The following is a 17,514-nucleotide window of genomic DNA, read 5'->3' as shown; positions in this document are numbered from 1 at the left end:
CGCAACTAAGTCTTCGCCTTCGCCAGGGGCTTGGCGAAGCCAAGTTTTCTAATAAATCATTTTGATCCTTAATTAAGTAACGCGGCCGGAATAAAATAAGCGGAAATTTTCCGGTTATATGCATCCTGGCGCTTGTTTTACAGGTAAATAAGGGTAATTTTTCCGCTTATGCACAGAAAAAACCTCCATTTTCATGTTTTTCGATTCGATAAGCGGAATTTCTCCGTCTATTTAAGCAATTTTTTCATTCATTTTCTAATTAAGCGGAATTTTTCCGTTTATTTCTCAGATTGGGCGCTTACCTGATCGCCCCCCTCAAGCGGGTCATGAATGTATCTTTACTTGCAAAAAAAAACAGCCCCAAATAGCAAGGACTGCTTACTTCTCTTTCATATATGGCTGATTATTTTTTGTTAATCACAAATTGAGCAACCACTTGTCTCAGGTCATCGGCAAGCGATGACAGGTTCGTCGCGTTATTGGCTATTTCTTCCATAGACGCTGATTGCTGTTCAGCGGCAGCAGAGACATTTTCAGTAAGCCCGCTAGCATTTTCCGACAGATTCGCAATGTCGTCAATACTTTTAACGATTTCACTTGTTTGTCCTGCAATCGTCTGTACGGAATGGGTTACTTCATTCGTTGCTTCGGATACAGATGTTACGGTTTCTTCTATCTCCGTAAAGGTCTTTGTCGCTTCGTCAGCCACGACCATTCCCTGATCGACCTGATTCGAACTGTTCTGCATAGACTGCACCAGTTCGCGAACTTTTTCTGAAATAGCACCTTCTATTTCGGAAATTTTCTTAGTCGACTCTGAGGACTGATTGGCCAGTTTTTGAATTTCTTCCGCTACAACGCTGAACCCTTTGCCATGTTCGCCTGCACGGGCAGCTTCAATGGCCGCGTTCAAAGATAAGAGATGTGTTTGTGCGGCTATGTCATTAATCAGGTTATTCGTATAACTGATTAATTCCATCTTCTCCACTAACCCATTCAGTTCACCGGTCACTTGGCTGTTTGTCGTGCGAATGGTTCTAATTTGATTCGTTACTTGATTTAATGAGAGCTTCCCGCTGTTCACAGTACCCATTGCCGCGTCTGACTTATCGCGCAGTGTGGCCGCCTTCGCCGAAATATTCTCGATTTCTTGATAAATGGCTGTCACGTTTTGTTTTGAAGATTCGACCTTCTGGTTTTGATCTTGTGCGCCAGCCGCGATTTCTTGGATCGAATGCGCGACTTCATCGGAGGTCGCTTTATTTTCTTCCGTCGAAGCGGTTAGTTCCTCAGAAGATGACGCCAGAGCCGTAGCTTTGTCATCCACGCCTGTCAGCACATCATTTAATGAGTCAATCATGCGATTAAATCCGTGACCAAGGTGCTTGAATTCTTCAAATCCATCAGCTTGCGCGTAGTTGGTCAAATCTTTATCGGCAACCTTCTTCGCAACACTAATCAGGTTATTTATTGGACGAATAATCAATACGACTGCAAACAAAGCGATCAAGGCTCCAATGATTGCGGTGATGAGTCCGACTAAAATGGAACGCATCAGAATACTGTTCGTATTATCCGTTACCTCGCTGTTCAGCAGCGATCCGACGATGATCCATCCGGTGTCTTTATTCGTTACGTAAATATCTCTTTTAGGCACACCTTTAAATAGTGTATCTAATGCGCCTTGTTTCCCTTTTTTTACGAGTTGCAGTAACTTAGCATCCGGAACTTTAGTTCCCGGCTTCAATTTTGGGTGAGCAACAATGTTTCCACCGCTGCTCATGATAAATGAGTAGCCTTTTTTACCTACATTTACTTCATTCGATATTTTTTGAATATCATCTAATTTAAGATCTAATGCGACAACACCTTTTCCATCGGTCGTAGTCTCCGACATTGATACAACATAGTCCTTAACCAATTCTGAATTGTAAGGCTCATTCACGACAATGTGGTGGGGATTGGCCATCGCACTTTTGAACCAAGGCCGTTTCGTCGGATCATAGCCATCTGGTCTAATCAATGATTGCGGCGTGTACACGTAGTGCTTCTTTTGATCGCCAACATAGACTTGGGCGAGCCCGCTGTCGGACTGCTGTTGGGAGAGCAGAGTATTTAGGATCTCACGGTTCTCCCCATCCGTCATCTTTACAGCTGAAACATGGCTGGCTAAATAATCCAGCCGCGTTTTTTCTTTGTCAATCATCTGTGAAATATTTTGATTCAGCAGATCTACACTGTTTTCCGCACTGATTTCCATCTGGTCCTTGACTGCGTCCTTAGCGTTAATGAATGAATACACACCAACAATGGCCGCAGGAATGATTGTAAAGCAGACCGCCGCAATGATCAATGAACGTTTCAAATTTAATTTTAATAACTTGTTCCAATGAATTTTTCCCTTTTTAGACATTTTTCGACACAAACCCCTTCTTTTCGCTCTTATTTATATATCGGAATAAGAAGAGATTTTTGTAATAAAAAAATTGTCTTACTGAAAGAAAGGTTCACTTGTCTGTAATTTATAAAATAGAATTGACCAGCCGCTAATGAAACGGAACCAATTTCTTAAATAAAAACAATTGACTCATTGATTTTAATGTGTGGGTGCAGTGATTGAATGATCGGACAGTTTTCTGCGATTTGGTAAAAGACATGCTCGATTTCCTCACGCACACGCTGATTTGCTTTTATAAAAAAATGCACATCAATTTTACCGATTGGATTCGGGTAATAAACGCCTAATTGATAATTAAACGACACATTCTTCATTTCATAAGGAATGCCCCGTTCATCAAGCAGTTTCTCAAATACATAAGTGCTGCAGGCAGCGGCTGATGCCGTTAGAAGCTGCACCGGTGAAAAACCCGTTTCCCGGCTGAGCGACCAATTACCATGCTCATGGACAAGCTCCAGAGTATCTGCCTCTTGAATTAATTCCATCGTCACACACCTCCGTAAATTCAACTTTTAATCCATTATATGGCGGCGTACAAGGCAATATGTGCGTTGCATAGGTTCATTCGATCTCTTATTGCAATCACACGTGTATGAACTAATGAAGACTTTTTTCGACACATTTTAAACAAAAAGTCGAAATTTTGCTATACTAATTGAATGGATTAGGAAAAACGGAGGGTTGATCGAAACCTTTCGCATTCCGGTGCATTTGTACTTTGTAATTGCCAACTGTAGAAATGCATTTCACAAAGGAGAAAATCATGGTTAAGAAAAATGAAACGGAAAAATCGAGAAGTACATTTAGAAAATCAAGAAGGCGCCACAGAGTTCTTCGTTATGTCCTATTAACACTTGCGTTCCTGCTTGTCGCCGGTACTGCTTACGGATTTTTTGAATACCATAAGCTTAAACCGGCAAATCATTTTAATAATCTGCAGGCAGTCGGTTCAACAAAAAATAATAGTAAAGTTAAAAATTATAAAGAAAAGGCCGGTGTATTCAATGTTCTTCTGATCGGCTCAGATGCGCGAAAAGGCAATACTGCCAGCCATACGGATTCGATGGTTCTGATTCATGCTGATTTAAACAACCACACGTACAACATGCTCAGCATTCCGCGTGACACACGTGTGTACATGCAAGGCTATGGTCATACAAAGCTGACCAGTGTGCAATACATCTCGCAAGTGAAGCATGGAACGAAGAAAGGAATCGTTGATGCGGTAACTGCCGTATCCAATCTTACCGGCGTTCCGATCCATTATTACGCCGAAACCAATTATTGGGGCCTGCAATACATGGTCGACGCACTCGGCGGCATCGAGATGAATCTGCCATTTAAAGTGACGCTTACGCACGCGTGGTACTCAAGAAATCAGGGCAAGACTTTTGCACCGGGCGTTCAAAAATTAAGCGGTGAAATGGTCACAGAGCTCTGTCACGAACGCTATTCGCTGCCCGGCACCGACTACGGACGCCAACAGCTGCAGCAAGCCGCACTGATCGGCATTGCCAAGAAAGTCATGCAGCCGTCGAATGTGACCCGTCTTCCTGCCCTGTCTCGCTCGCTATCCAAGTTCTTGATTGCGACCAACATGTCAACGGAAGACATGGTCAGCGTTGGTTTAGGCGTTAAAGGTGATTTTCATCCGGAAGAGCAAATTAAATATCGCCAAGTCAAAGGACGCGGCGTGAAAATGTACGATGATCTGCTCAAGGCCAATAACAGCCAGATTATTCTCGATCAGACCGAGCTCCAGGCAACAATCAAGAAATATTTTTCAAATTAAGCAAACAGTTAGATCAAAACGGACCGTCATCACGCGCGGTCCGTTTTTTTTACGCTTGAAAAAAAAGCCGAGCAAATATCGCCCGGCTCACAGTCACTAATCCTTTTTCAACTTCATCCTAGATTTTGGTAGACTGTCTTCAATCGCTCTTTAGTGATTTCAACCGGATTGTTGCTCATGTTCGGCGCGAAGCTTTTATCGACCAGATCATCAAGATCTTCCAAGTGAATCCCCGCTTCTTCCAAAGTAATGTGAAGCTTCATCTCTTTTTTCATCTGATCCATTCGCTCAGCAAGATCCGCGCCGCTTTTAAATCCGAGTCGTTTACTGAACCTCTGCAGGCGCGCGGATTCGGGTCCTTCTGTACAGTTTATCCGCCAAAAAGAAGGCAGTGTAAACGCGCAGGCCTCGCCATGCGGAATGCCGTAATCCTGAGTCAACGGATACGAGCAAGCATGGGCCGCTGCCGTCTGAGTCAAACTGAACGCAAGCCCCGCAGTGACGGATGCCTCGCTCATCCGAGCACGCGCTTCTTTATTTTCCGGTTCATGATAGGCATCGAGCAAATGCGTAAAAACAAGCGAAGCTGCCCGTTCAGCTGCCAAATCCGTCAATGGCTGATGTTTCTTTCCATAATAAGCCTCCAGCGAATGCGCGAGCACATCAAATCCACTTGCCGCCGTGACCTGTGGTGGACAGGACATCGTCAGTTCCGGATCGACCAGCGCGTAAATCGGATACAGATAATCACTTGCGAGCAGTGCCTTGATCCCTCGTTCCGTATCTGTCAGTACCGACGCCGTCGTCACTTCGCTTGCCGTTCCGGAAGTAGTCGGTACAGCAATCATTGGAATCCCGTGGCGATCAATTCTACGCGCGCCGGACAGCAAATCCGCCGCACAATACGTCGTTCCGGCAACGTAGCAAGCCGCTTTTGCACAGTCCATGACGCTTCCTCCGCCAAGCGCGACCGCAAACGTGCACTGATAGTCACGAAGCATCGCCGCACAGGCGTCCGTATTTACTACGGTTGGGTTCGGTTGAATATCCGAAAAGATCCCCACAATTCGGTTGCCGGACTGCTCCATAACACGCCGCGCGATTCCGGCGCGGACCATCGAAGGCGCGCTGATTAATAACCCCCGCTTCAGGTTCATTCGGTCTAGGATTTCCGGCAGTTGATCCAGCTTTCCAAAGCCAAAATCAATTGGCACCGGCTGTTTATAGAAAAAATTTTCCAAACGCTCCACCCTTTCTTACTTCGACATGACAGACGGATTCGCAAAGAGAACCGTCTTCTCAAAATGAGTCAGCACGTCTTCAAAAAGATTCATTGCCTCATTGATTTGTTCCTCAGTAATGATCAGCGGCGGCGCGATAATCACGCTCGATTCATGGGAATATGTGTAAAATCCATACTCACTGAGCATGCCAATGAATTTGGTCATCAGGCCGACCTTGTCTTTTCCATAATCCATCCCATACGCGATTAACGGGTCCTTTGTTTTCTTGTCTTTCACAAGTTCAACGGCCGCGAACAGCCCAATATAACGTACGTCACCGACCGAATCAAACCGGCGCAACTTTTCCAAACGTGCTGCAAGGATGTTGCCCATCGCCGCACTATGTTCAATTAAATGCTCATCATTGTAAATATCCATGGTAACGCAGCCGATCTGGGTCGATACCGTGTGCCCGCTGTAGGTAAGACCAGTCATTAGAACATGATCATCAAAATAATCAGCGATTTCCCTGCTGACAATCACCCCGCCAAGCGGGCTGTAGCCGCAGGTTACGCCTTTCGCAAAGGTCATCATATCCGGTTCGAAATCAAAATGATCAACAGCGAACATTTTTCCCGTTCGTCCAAATCCCGACATCACTTCGTCGCAAATCATCAGAATGCCATAGTTATCGCATAACTTGCGCACACCTTCCAGATAACCCTTCGGCGGCACAAGCACGCCATTGCTGCCCGGGATCGGTTCCATAAAGATCGCCGCGATCTGTTCCGGTCCTTCATACATAATCTGGCTGTTCAGCCGATCCAGATAATAATCGGACATGGCTTCCTGACTTTCAAAATGGATATACTCGCGGTACATATAAGGCGTGTCAAACTTAATAAATCCCGGAAGCCCAGGCTCAACAGTAAAACGGCGCCCCTCCCCGGAAAGGTTGCCGGCGCCGAATGTCGCCCCATGGTACGAGCGGTAGCGTGAAAAAATTTTGTAGCGCCCGGTCACCATACGCGCGATTTTGACCGCATGATCATTAGAATCAGCACCGCCACTCGCAAAAAAGACTTTAGACATATTACTCGGAGCAACATCAATAATCTTTTTGGCAAGCGACGCTTTCGATGCAGTCGCAAACCCAGGAGAAGCAAGCGGGATCTCACCAATATGCTTGAATTCCTCCATTAATTTCGGGTGGCTGTGACCAACATTCAAATACACAAGCTGCGCGCACATGTCATAATATTTTTTCCCCTCATCATCCCAGAAAAAAATACCCTCACCTTTTTCAATCACCTTCGGATGAACACTCTTTTGTTTCGCCCATGAATGCAGAACATAGTCTCGATCCATCTGTTTAATTTGCGCGACATCCACTTTTTCCATAATAGTCAGCCCCCTCTATTCGTGATCAATTAAAATTAATCTCATCATAAAGCAACTGAGCTGGAAAACAAGGAACCGTGAAACGAAATAATTTGTGCAGCTGCACAAATTCAGTTGCCGCTTAGTTCAGAATATCCTCAATCATGTATGCAAGCGTTAGATTCGTTTTGGTAAATGAGCGATCAAGAGCGACACCCAAAATGTCCTCAATCTTTTTTAACCGATACAGAACCGTATTCCGATGAATAAATGTTCGCTCGGCAATCGCGGCGGTCTTTCCATCCTCTTCAAGATAAATGCGGAGAAGATCGGACAGTTCAGTCTGATGCAGTTGATCATAGCGATTGAGCGGTCCGAGTATCTTCTGATTGAATTCGGCAAAAGGATATCGATCCGCTGTGTCAAGAATAAGCGCGTACGCCCCCATATCCTGATAACGATAGATGTTAAGGTTGGGGTTTTTATCATTCAATCGGATGACGTCCAATGCCTCTCTATAGCTTTTGGAAAGTTCCGAACCTTTTTTATAAAAATTGCCCATGCCAAATAAAATCTGTGCGGACTGTTTGCGCATACTCACGCATAATTCTGTAAAGGAACAATGCGGCTTTCGTCCCCCGGTCCGGTAAACCCAACAGATGATCCGGTCCGGCTGCGTCAGTGTAGCAATCATTCCGTACTTCTCGCTAATCCTTTCCTCAACCGTATAGCTGAAAGAAGCCCGCGCGGCACCTGATTCGAAACTAAAGACAACAATTGCTTGATCGCTGCCTGCCTTTACGCGGCGCGCTAATTTGTCATCTAGATACATCGATTGCGTCGTTTGTCCAAATAAAAGTCCGGCAAGTAACTGGTTCGCTTCCCTTTCTGCCTGCTGTTCGGAGGTGAGAAATTGAACACTGAGTCTGACGAAGTCGGCCACCCGTTCCGCCCATGGCATCACAAAGATTGGGAAGTCATAGTTCTGTCCAAAATCAAGAACGTTCTGCGAAATCTCAGTAATATAAGGTCCAACATTATAAACGATCCCCGCAGCTTGATGTCTATAGGCCGTTTGCGTCAGCTTGAGCCACTTTCCCGGATCATGAGCCATGTTGATTCCTGTTGTGACAATCAATTCATTTTGTCTGAAAAAGTCGGCCAGATCATAGCTTTCCGTCACATTAACCCCGGTCACCGCACGATCGAACCCTTTTTCACCCGACACCAAACGAATACGATTCACTTCAGGTAAAGCAAACAATTTTCTCAAAGTGACCACAATCCGCTGCCCCCTCTGCTATTAAAACTTAAAGTTCGCTGACAAGCGGCGCCACCTCTTCCGGATGGTTGGCAATAAAATCCGGTCCTGCTTTTCGTACATTCTCAATGCCATCAAACCCCCACGCTGCCCAAATGACACGTATGCCGCTCTTCCTGCTCGCTAGAATGTCGCGTTCTTCATCTCCAATATAGACCACCTGAGACGGCGTCAAGCAATTTTGCTTCAAATATTTGCGTATCAATCGATCCTTAGCAAACAATTTCTTCGAGCACATCACTGTCGAAAAACAGTCCAGTCCATGATTCTTCAGAAACACACGTATGTTTTTTTCTTCATTTGATGACAGAATCGCAAGCGCGTATCCTGCAGCGCTTAGTTCTCCAAGCATCTCACGTACTCCCACCATCAACGGTATGTTCGTCAGCGAGTTTTGGTAACGTTTAGAAAACTCACCAACAAGAAAAGGGATTTTATGGAACGGGATACCCAACATCGCACAGCGCTCCCTCATGGAACACGATTTTAACGTATCCAAAGCCTCAACGGTCACTTTTTTATAATCATGCCGCTGCGCCAATTCATTGTATGCCGAAAGAAATGTCTCTTTCGAATCCGCCAACGTTCCATCAAAATCAAAAAGAATTGCTTTAAGCATCATAAAAACCTCTAGGTATAGATTTGTCCGCCGACATTCATGTCGAGCGTATTCGTTATTTCTTATTATATACGAGACATAGCGTCTTGACCTTACTGATTTCTCTGTGCTGCTCGCTAAGCGTAAAGACCTATGACATAGTTTCCGATTTCACAGAATAGCAACACATTAACAATGATTATCGCGACTTTATTATCACGATTTTTCTTATATTTTTGTGAATACTAGAATAAGAGGAATCCATTAGACCTGAATTAGTAAAGGAGTTGACTAAGATGCACCAATTACAGCCGTCAAATGACCTAGTTTCAGATATTGTGACCTTGCTTAAGCGTGAACAAAAGCCAATGTACTCTTTTGAGATCGCGCGTAAATTAAACAAGAACGTTCGAGACATTCTCCATATTCTATTCAATACAGCTTATCAGAAAATCATCCAAGTTGTCATAAATAAAGATGAAAGCAACAAAATCTGCCAACCTTCTTACACGGTTAGGGAGTGAGCCGTATGCCTCCCTTACGCTCACTCAGAACCATCCGAGTAGCACATCAAGAGATAACGCGCTGACTACGGTGGTAATTAACGTGCAGCTGGAGACGAATTGCGGTTTGGCGTTGAATTGGATCGCGTATAGCGTTGTGTTCGCAGCGCTCGGCATCGCCGCCATGACGATGATGACATTTCTGAGTAAGGGATCGATCGGAAACAGCAGACACGCGAGAAAGGCGAGTACCGGCGAAATGATAAGCCGTATAAATGTTGCCAGACTGATCCGCCCCCAATTCATGTTGCGCACGGTCACATTGGCAAGCTGCATACCGAGAATAATCATAACGATCGGGATCGATGTATTACTGATCAGCTCAATACTTTTCATGAAATTAACGGGAATCTGAATTTGGAACTTCTGCAAAAACAAAGCCAGAATAATCGCATAATTCATTGGTTGCTTGAGAACAGTCTGAAGTGCCATCTTCACACTCCCCTGTCCGTTTGCAGCAATATAGATACCGACAAAGCCCATCAGAATCGCGTGAAAAATCATTAGCGGCATCGCGTAAGCCACGCCTTGTTTTCCAAAGGCAAACAAGATAATCGGTATACCATAGTTACCACTGTTGGGGAAGATCGTGGAGAGCAGAAACGCATTCCGTTCAGTTTTACTGTAGTGAAGTATGCCACTTGCAATGAGTCCGAAAACAATTAACAGAAACATAATAATGAGTGATGTCACAACAATATAATAGAAACTGAGGTCCATCGGGGTTGTATAGAAGACATCGAAAACAAGAAACGGCAAGAGTAGATAGACCGCAAGAGTCGAAATCGGCTTTAAATCCAGTTTGAATATCTTTTGCAATACAAATCCGGTAAAAAATATAAAAAATACGGGCAAAATCACATCAACAAAAATAAGCAAAATCTTTTCCTTCTCTCCGCCATTGGTTTCTCTTAGATGCACTAAATCGTTAAATCTATTTTACTTTGTCACAAGATGAAAGATCAAGACAAGGTTAACTAATGAAGTAGTAATTATCTTTAATCACAATCAGTTTCCGTAATTGTCACAAATTTCTATATTTTTATATTGACTATCATTTACCAAATTCTGCATAATAAAAAAAGATTGTTGTACACCCTTGTCCAGTCCCCCATTCCCCAACTCATGAGGAGGTCGACGAACTATTGGTTATGCAATTTTTGAATGCGCCGTACGACAAATATCAAAAAGGCCCTTTAGTGATTTATTTAAGCAAGGAACATAAGTTCAGACACGTAGCCTTTATAGACGACCGACTTGTTCGTCTAAACGGCACATGGCAAAACAATGAGGAAAAGCTGGATGCGGCAATCCATGCATACAAAATGAGAATTATTCAAGAATTACACAGCTTAATCGGCAAAGCGATGACATCCTCGGACTTAAATCAGCGCTGCATGCATGTCATCAAGTGCGACTCTTATTTTATGTACGACACGTGGATGACCGCCTCAAGAGATCATCACTATTCTTATATCAAACATGACTTCCCCGAACCGGTCAAGTTTCATGTCTTTTTTGATATTTTGGTTGAAGCGGGATTGGTTGGCAGTATCCTCGTTGCCACTCATGTGACGATGTCGTAAGTGAACACACTAAAAAAGTTTCCATGAGAGAATCATTCATTCTCTTATCTTACTCCGTCTTCAGTTTTTCTCTCATCAAATCAGTTCGAAATTCCCATTAAATGATGATTAGCTCTAAAAATCTGCAGCATTTTTTTAGTTGCCTGTTCACGAAAAAAACGGGAATTCCAGAGTCATTCTGAAATTCCCGTTTTGTATTTGGATGATCCCTGATTGTTTTAAAGATTTAATTGCTTCGCGCTTTCCGCCAAATGAAGCAAGTCCACGAGCATCTCATGATTTTTCGCCTCAAGGCCATGTTTCTTCGCCGTTTTCACAATGTATCCATTGATATAATCAACTTCAGTTGGACGGCTGTTAACCATATCCTGATACATCGACGGATGGTGAAGTGGATTGACTTGCGAACTTTCATGATCGATAATCTGCAGCATCTCTTCGCGGCTTTGCATAAAGTTGACACCATCCGCAAGACCTGCCGCATAGCCTTCATCGATCAGCCGGCTCGATAAGTCATCCGCTCCGGAGTAGGCAACATATTCGCCCATCGTGATATCCATCAACGTGCACAACGTGTTGATGACCGAATTCATCAATAACTTGGACCACAACGTTCCCATGTAGTTCGTTTGAAGCGTTGGATTCATGCCCGCTTTTTCAAATTCCCGAACGACCTCATGCGTGAACGTGTCCGGCTTTTCCGTGACATTCACCAATTGCGTATGCGCCGCACCCTTAGCCCCCATAAAATCTACATCGCCCGGCGCATTGAGGACCGTTGCAATCAGTGCAATGCCTGCGATAATCTGTTGATCAGGAACATAGTTGCGAATCTCGTCCACCGAACCGATTCCGTTTTGATTCGTCAATACGTAGGTGTGCTCACCAATAAAATGCCGACATGCCTGCATGGCTGCACCTGATTGCATCTGCTTCGTAAATAAAATGACTAAATCCGGAATCTTAGTATATTCCTCAGGCAGGAAAATATCGACCGGTACCAAATGCCGATTCTTATGATCACGCGAAACATAGACGCCGCTTTGTTCGCGGATCGCCTGATAGCTCGGCTTCCACAGTTCAACAAAATCCACATCGTTTCCGGCTTCTTGCAGAAGCACGCCATATCGAAGTCCCATCGCTCCTGCACCAATTACTGCAATTTTCATTCTGATTCCTCCACTCATCTGTATCTCAGCTTGTCTGTAACCATTTTCTCTATATAATACTCTAAAACGAGCAGCGTAAAAAGAGCGGCATCAATTATTCGTACTAGTTATCATTGTTCACGTAAAAATTGTTCCATCTCTCTTTTTTCAGATTTTCTATGTTATACCAAAGGATTAACGTACGTGACGCCTTCGATCGGTCCGTCTTCTGTTAAGAGTGATGGAACGCCATTTGCCTGTGCGACAGCCCATATTTGTGCGTCCCAATAGTGCATTTGATAATGATTCACTGCCTGCATGGCCTTAAGAACATCTTCATATCTCAACGGAAGTACGGTCATCAGACTTGTAAACTTTCGAACCGTTTGGTGAACCCATTTAGGATCACATCCATGCCTAATCATAACAACCGTAAACTCAGACAAATTTTGTACAGAAAGACATAATTTGATCCCATGCATAGACAAGTATGTTGGTGTCTACCAAAAAAAGCACCTCTAATGATCGATTTAACCATCATTTAGAGGTGCTATTTTCGAACGCAACAGTCACAAATTCTTATCCATGTTAAATGTCAACTTCGACATGCTCATTGATTTGGTCGTTAGGTCCTGAAGTAGCTCACGTGTCTCACTTAGTGCCAATTCAGCGTTTTCGCCGCTTACTTTGGTCAGCAATTCAGATACCTGCTGCTCGCTCAGCTTTTTCGCTTGTTCATCGGTTTCCGCAATTTTTCCGAGAAAGCGGCTGTGCAAATGATCTTTATAATCGAGTACTTGCTTCAGAAAAGCGGTGTAATGCGGTTCAACAATGACCGGAAGCGTTTTGTAGAGCCAGTATGCTGAAGAAAGCGACAGCTTGAGCGGCGTGACTTCATACGATTCGGGCACGGATGTGATATTCGTGTAAAACGGAACATACGGGCTGAATGTACCGGCAAGCGCGATCCATTGAATACCCGCGCATTCACTCGAAACATCAGGACGAATCTGTAAAATGTGCGAATCTTGCGTTCTGTTCAGCGAAATCGCGCGGAATGTTGTACGCTCTGTCTCGCTCCCGCCGCCAAGCGGATCATACGGTGTTTCTTGATAATGAGAGTCCAGGATATACGCAACATCCTCAACACCGATTTTCCGGTTTGCTTTGCGCAAGAATGGCAGATCATTGGACGTCGGATCTTGTTCTGCCTCCGGATTCAAATATTTCTGGCCGTACCAGACACGCGGCGTATTGTAGTGGTGATCGAACACCGTTTGCGTGCCGAAGATGTTTCTGAAGTTGATGGTGTCACGTCCGGTATTGAGATGATGCTTATCAATAAATTCGATTAAATGTGTTGCCAGCATGAAATTGTTCTTGTCGTGCGGATCAATCTCCTGAATCGCCGTCTGATTGGCAACGACCGCATAGGAATCATCGGGAATACGCTGCGCCACCCATTGATGACCGGTCGCAATCTCCATATACCAAACCTCATCTTTGTCCGAGAACAGCACGCCATTTGACTCAGCGGCACCGAATTCTTCCACAATCTTCCCGAGCCTTAGTACCCCTTCACGCGACGAATTAATATAGGGCAGAATCACGGTGACCATACAATCCTCGGCAATGCCGTTTTCAACCAACGGATCATAACCCAGAACACGTGAATTGCCATAGATACTTTCCGTCGCGCTCATACCAACGTTTTTCTCATTGATTCCTGCGTCTTCAAACGTTACATAACGATCCTCCCGATCCGGAATCGCCGTGTAGCGGTACCGTTCCTTTGGCAAAGTGATTGTGAAACGGTTACCCGGAGATACATAGGTTTCTTCTTTCTCTGAAATCTGATGCGGATGTACCGTGACCTTCTTGGGAACAAGCACTTCATAACTGTCCCCGTTCCGCGCGATCATCGTCGATCCATCTAAAGTCGCGCCCTTACCGACCAGTACGGTTGTACAGGCCGCATGTGAATTATTCTGCATTGTGACATCCCTTTATCCATGTAATTAAGTAGCGAATACGTTCAAACTCAAGTCTATCTTAACTCAATTTTCATGGGATGAAAATTCTCGAAAAATCATTTCTAATTTAAAGGGATTCCTCTGGCAACCTTTGAATTAATGTAGCCTTGATGTGAGAGTTCACTTTTTTGGAATCGACGTATGATCGCTTTTAATCCTTCCCTTCACTGATACTTCGGTATATCAAAGCGTAACGTGTAACCGCTAAGCAGCCCATAATAATAGTTCATGATTCGCGCTTGTTTTACGGCCCAACCGATGTCAGACGCGTATTGATGCGTTGCGTTTCCTGTATTCGCCGGATTCCAGCGCATTTTATAGAGTGTATCCTGATGATAAGTCGCGCTGTTAATATAGCTTTGTCCGATAAATTGCGCACCGCCTAGAATAGCTGCTTCAGGAGTGAACCACCCCTGACTATAGGCGAATTCCGCACCTTTCGTATTTGGATCAGAATCAACCGCGCCGATTCCGAACATATTATAAACCACTTTCGGCTCAACGGCTTGTCCGTTCACCGATGATACAGTCATTTGACCAGTTGCCAAAGCAGATGCGCCATTCCCTGTTTCAAGAAGTGCATGAGCGATCAAATAAATCTCATTGATATGCTGCTCATTCGCTGCTTGAATGAATGTTGCGGCTTTTCCTGCCAGAATGCCTCTTCCATTTAAAATCTTTGCGTTCACTTCATCCGCGTTAATCCCCGTTGTCGTTGAGAGATTGAGAAATTGATAGAATTCGGCTGCCGTATTAGGAAAATTATTCGGATCAAGAACATAGCGTAAATCGTTAGTTGACGGATTAACCCAGCCGGTGCTTATCCCGATTTGGTACCACGCGTCGTTTACTTGCTGAACCGTTGACGGCTGGGTTCCTTGACCATAACGTTTAACAATCCATGCATTTCCGTCCGCACCGCCACGGGCGTCTGTATCCCAATTAAACGTCCACTTCGTTCCGTCAAAAGTCAGACTGTCCTTCGGTACATACAACGTGTAATGATTATCTGTTTGTGGTGATGCATTCACCTGCTTATTTACCGCCGCGTCAAGTGAGTATGGATACTGCGTGGCAAAGGCGCTGATTTCCGCCGGTCGAGTGGTACTCAGACATTTTGCCTGAACATAGCCGGTCGCGCCATCAAGTTGGACCTGAGCATATTTTTTGCCCATGCCGCTTATCGTCACTTGATCTCTGAACTGCATCGTTCGCAGAATCTGATAGTGCGTACTGGCGTGATCACGAATTTTCAATGTCGGGGAAGTAACATATGCCGCGTACGACGCAAACGGAGTGTTTGTAAGGCACTGGTTACGGACGTAACCCTTGATTCCGCCGACGTTTATGAGCGCATATTTATTTCCTTTTCCAATTACCGCCACTTGATTCCCCATAGTGAGCATCTGTTTCACAGAGTAATGGACGCTGGCTTTGCTGCGCACCTTCAAGGTATACGCCGTCACATAAGCCGCATAAGTCTGAAATTTCTGCATATTTAAATGCTTTGACTGAACATAACCGGTCGTCCCCTTGTAGCTGATTCGTGAATACGAGCCATGCTTACTTGTCACGTTCACCTTATTCCCCATATTCAGAGTGCGCAGCGTCTTGAATTTCTTACTCGCCTTATTCCGCACCTTCAACGTGTATGTTGTCACATAAGCGCTGTATGAACTGCTCGCGTAAGCACGTCCGCCAATTGGAATTCCGAATGACGCAAAAAGCAGTGCCAGAATAAGCGTGCCAGTTATTATTTTTCTCATATGTATTTTTTCGACTCCTTTACAGCCACACTATGTAAGTCTTAAAGTTTAATCGATTCAATTCAGTCTCTTGTCCCGTGTCTATGGGATGTTCTCCCCAGAAGAAGCAATAAAGACTCAGCCATTTTTACTAGTAGAGTCTGTTCAAAAAGGAGGACAAAAAGGGCCGAGAAGATCAAGGAAGTGCAGTTTCGAGCACCGGAACGTATGCAACTAATACGTGAGGAGCGAAGAAACAAGCTGACACAGAGATTCGACAGCAATTTTTCCCGGACTTTTTGAACAACCTCTAGTATAATTATTTTCTAATTTTCTCATAGTTTAGTAGTAGCGTCTATGACCTATTTTAAAAAATCATCACCAATACACATGCTCGATTGTGACTCGATCACACCATTCTCGTCAATCTGCCCGGAAATAGTGGGCAAATTCCGTCAATTTGCCAATAGTCAGCCTTTTCATAGTCAACTATACTTTTAACAACCACTACATGAGGAGGGTTAACATGGCATCGATCGTATTGAACCATATTAAAAAACGCTACGATAACAGTGACGCGTTTGCTGTTAAAGATTTTCAACTTGAAATTAAAGATAAAGAATTTATTGTGCTGGTTGGTCCTTCCGGGTGCGGCAAATCCACCACACTTCGAATGATTGCCGGACTTGAGCAGATTTCCGAAGGTGAACTCTATATTAACGATAAAAAAATCAATGATATGGCACCTAAAGATCGCGATATCGCCATGGTCTTCCAGAACTACGCCCTATACCCGCACATGAGCGTATACGGCAACATGGCATTTGGATTGAAAATCAGGAAACTCAAGAAATCAGAAATCGACCAACGCGTGAGAGAAGCGGCAAAAGTGCTCGGTCTTGAAGACTATCTTGACCGTAAGCCAAAGGCACTTTCAGGTGGTCAGCGCCAACGTGTCGCACTCGGCCGGGCGATGGTACGGAACCCGCAAGTATTCCTTATGGACGAACCGCTCTCCAATCTCGACGCGAAATTGCGTGTACAGATGCGCTCGGAAATTGCCAAGTTGCATCGCCGTTTGAATGTAACTACTGTTTATGTGACTCATGATCAGACGGAAGCAATGACGATGGCAGACCGTATCGTCATCATGAAAGACGGAGAAATCCAACAAATTGGAACACCAAAGGAAGTCTATAATAACCCGGCAAATGTTTTCGTCGGCGGATTTATCGGCGCTCCGCCAATGAACTTTGTTCCGGCAATCGTATCAGAAGTCGGCGTGCAGATTAACGATCACATCATTTCATTGCCTGCGGAGACAATGGACAAACTGCATGCATATATCGGCAAATCACTGATTGTTGGTATTCGCCCCGAAGATATTGAGTATGTGAAATCCACAGAGGAAACCGCCTTTACAGCAACCATTGATGTTGCAGAATTACTAGGATCCGAGAGCCTCCTCTATATAAATTTTGAGGGAAACAATCTAATCGTTAAAATTCCCGCTGAAGACGTACGGGCAGGAGATACGATTACATTAGCTTTTAAATCGGACAAGCTGCGATTTTTCGACTCAGAAACAGAAACACTGATTGTCTAAGTGACAAATGGATATTTTTTTAGCGCTCCATAAAGGTTTCGCTCAAAAGGCGAGACCTTTT

15 protein-coding genes and 1 pseudogene are annotated in these 17,514 nt (G+C 44.4%); 4 read left to right on the top strand and 12 right to left on the bottom strand.

Annotation, left to right across the window (positions count from 1 at the left end; genetic code table 11):
- Nucleotides 1-403 precede the first annotated feature (403 nt).
- Nucleotides 404-2,413 (bottom strand): methyl-accepting chemotaxis protein, encoded by a 2,010-nt coding sequence (locus tag BM003_RS09875; protein WP_093672622.1) that lies wholly within the window; start codon nt 2,411-2,413, stop codon nt 404-406.
- Nucleotides 2,414-2,568: 155 nt separating this feature from the next.
- Entirely contained in the window at nt 2,569-2,943 is a 375-nt protein-coding gene (locus tag BM003_RS09870; protein WP_093672620.1) for an OsmC family protein, read from the bottom strand.
- A 278-nt stretch (nt 2,944-3,221) separates the two neighbouring features.
- Here BM003_RS09870 and BM003_RS09865 point away from each other — a divergent pair, with 278 nt between their 5' ends.
- On the top strand, nt 3,222-4,250 hold the full coding sequence (locus tag BM003_RS09865) for an LCP family protein (RefSeq protein ID WP_093672618.1): 1,029 nt from the start codon (nt 3,222-3,224) through the stop codon (nt 4,248-4,250).
- A gap of 113 nt (nt 4,251-4,363) precedes the next feature.
- Here the strand turns inward: BM003_RS09865 and BM003_RS09860 are convergent, their stop codons facing one another.
- The 4 genes from BM003_RS09860 to BM003_RS09845 all read right to left on the bottom strand — a co-directional run bounded on the left by BM003_RS09860 (nt 4,364) and on the right by BM003_RS09845 (nt 8,793).
- Entirely contained in the window at nt 4,364-5,491 is a 1,128-nt protein-coding gene (locus BM003_RS09860) for an iron-containing alcohol dehydrogenase family protein (protein WP_093672616.1), read from the bottom strand.
- Nucleotides 5,492-5,506: 15 nt separating this feature from the next.
- Complete coding sequence (locus BM003_RS09855) at nt 5,507-6,874, bottom strand: aminotransferase class III-fold pyridoxal phosphate-dependent enzyme (protein WP_093672614.1); 1,368 nt, start codon at nt 6,872-6,874, stop codon at nt 5,507-5,509.
- 121 nt (nt 6,875-6,995) lie between these two features.
- Nucleotides 6,996-8,135 (bottom strand): PucR family transcriptional regulator, encoded by a 1,140-nt coding sequence (locus BM003_RS09850; protein WP_093672612.1) that lies wholly within the window; start codon nt 8,133-8,135, stop codon nt 6,996-6,998.
- 28 nt (nt 8,136-8,163) lie between these two features.
- Nucleotides 8,164-8,793 carry an HAD-IA family hydrolase gene (locus tag BM003_RS09845; protein ID WP_177184738.1) on the bottom strand — a complete coding sequence of 210 codons (630 nt, stop codon included), beginning with the start codon at nt 8,791-8,793 and terminating at the stop codon, nt 8,164-8,166.
- Between the two features lie 275 nt (nt 8,794-9,068).
- Between BM003_RS09845 and BM003_RS09840 the strand changes: the two genes are divergently transcribed.
- Complete coding sequence (locus tag BM003_RS09840) at nt 9,069-9,296, top strand: hypothetical protein (RefSeq protein ID WP_093672608.1); 228 nt, start codon at nt 9,069-9,071, stop codon at nt 9,294-9,296.
- Nucleotides 9,297-9,320: 24 nt separating this feature from the next.
- Here BM003_RS09840 and BM003_RS09835 read toward each other — a convergent pair whose 3' ends face one another.
- Nucleotides 9,321-10,214 (bottom strand): AEC family transporter, encoded by an 894-nt coding sequence (locus BM003_RS09835; protein ID WP_093672606.1) that lies wholly within the window; start codon nt 10,212-10,214, stop codon nt 9,321-9,323.
- A gap of 266 nt (nt 10,215-10,480) precedes the next feature.
- On the opposite strand from BM003_RS09835, the gene BM003_RS09830 reads away from it, so the two are divergent.
- Nucleotides 10,481-10,921: a hypothetical protein gene (locus BM003_RS09830; RefSeq protein ID WP_093672604.1), complete on the top strand. Its 441-nt coding sequence runs from the start codon at nt 10,481-10,483 to the stop codon at nt 10,919-10,921.
- Nucleotides 10,922-11,139: 218 nt separating this feature from the next.
- On the opposite strand, the gene BM003_RS09825 is transcribed toward BM003_RS09830, so the two are convergent.
- The 5 genes and pseudogenes from BM003_RS09825 to BM003_RS18230 all read right to left on the bottom strand — a co-directional run.
- A complete protein-coding gene (locus BM003_RS09825) occupies nt 11,140-12,090 on the bottom strand; it encodes a ketopantoate reductase family protein (protein ID WP_093672602.1) in 951 nt (316 codons plus the stop codon).
- 161 nt (nt 12,091-12,251) lie between these two features.
- A complete protein-coding gene (locus BM003_RS09820; RefSeq protein WP_143128449.1) occupies nt 12,252-12,494 on the bottom strand; it encodes a PIN domain-containing protein in 243 nt (80 codons plus the stop codon).
- A gap of 144 nt (nt 12,495-12,638) precedes the next feature.
- Entirely contained in the window at nt 12,639-14,063 is a 1,425-nt protein-coding gene (locus BM003_RS09815; RefSeq protein ID WP_093672598.1) for a C69 family dipeptidase, read from the bottom strand.
- Nucleotides 14,064-14,266: 203 nt separating this feature from the next.
- On the bottom strand, nt 14,267-15,277 hold the full coding sequence (locus BM003_RS18235; RefSeq protein WP_425441047.1) for an N-acetylglucosaminidase: 1,011 nt from the start codon (nt 15,275-15,277) through the stop codon (nt 14,267-14,269).
- 141 nt (nt 15,278-15,418) lie between these two features.
- Nucleotides 15,419-15,868 (bottom strand): annotated as a pseudogene (locus BM003_RS18230) (SH3 domain-containing protein); the annotation flags it as partial.
- A 505-nt stretch (nt 15,869-16,373) separates the two neighbouring features.
- Between BM003_RS18230 and BM003_RS09805 the strand changes: the two are divergent.
- Nucleotides 16,374-17,453, top strand: a complete 1,080-nt coding sequence (locus tag BM003_RS09805; protein WP_093672594.1) for an ABC transporter ATP-binding protein — start codon at nt 16,374-16,376, stop codon at nt 17,451-17,453.
- Nucleotides 17,454-17,514 lie beyond the last annotated feature (61 nt).

The organism is Sporolactobacillus nakayamae (assembly GCF_900113325.1).
In the GTDB taxonomy this organism is placed as follows: Bacteria; Bacillota; Bacilli; order Bacillales; family Sporolactobacillaceae; genus Sporolactobacillus; species Sporolactobacillus nakayamae.
Note: the sequence above shows the minus strand (reverse complement) of the source record. Positions and strands in the feature narration are given on the sequence as shown.

Coding starts and splice junctions, on each gene's coding strand:
- BM003_RS09875 (WP_093672622.1), bottom strand. CDS start 2,413: ATGTCTAAAAAGGGAAAAATTCATTGGAACAAGTTATTAAAATTAAAT.
- BM003_RS09870 (WP_093672620.1), bottom strand. CDS start 2,943: ATGGAATTAATTCAAGAGGCAGATACTCTGGAGCTTGTCCATGAGCAT.
- BM003_RS09865 (WP_093672618.1), top strand. CDS start 3,222: ATGGTTAAGAAAAATGAAACGGAAAAATCGAGAAGTACATTTAGAAAA.
- BM003_RS09855 (WP_093672614.1), bottom strand. CDS start 6,874: ATGGAAAAAGTGGATGTCGCGCAAATTAAACAGATGGATCGAGACTAT.
- BM003_RS09845 (WP_177184738.1), bottom strand. CDS start 8,793: ATGCTTAAAGCAATTCTTTTTGATTTTGATGGAACGTTGGCGGATTCG.
- BM003_RS09840 (WP_093672608.1), top strand. CDS start 9,069: ATGCACCAATTACAGCCGTCAAATGACCTAGTTTCAGATATTGTGACC.
- BM003_RS09825 (WP_093672602.1), bottom strand. CDS start 12,090: ATGAAAATTGCAGTAATTGGTGCAGGAGCGATGGGACTTCGATATGGC.
- BM003_RS09820 (WP_143128449.1), bottom strand. CDS start 12,494: ATGATTAGGCATGGATGTGATCCTAAATGGGTTCACCAAACGGTTCGA.
- BM003_RS09815 (WP_093672598.1), bottom strand. CDS start 14,063: ATGCAGAATAATTCACATGCGGCCTGTACAACCGTACTGGTCGGTAAG.
- BM003_RS18235 (WP_425441047.1), bottom strand. CDS start 15,277: ATGGGCAAAAAATATGCTCAGGTCCAACTTGATGGCGCGACCGGCTAT.
- BM003_RS09805 (WP_093672594.1), top strand. CDS start 16,374: ATGGCATCGATCGTATTGAACCATATTAAAAAACGCTACGATAACAGT.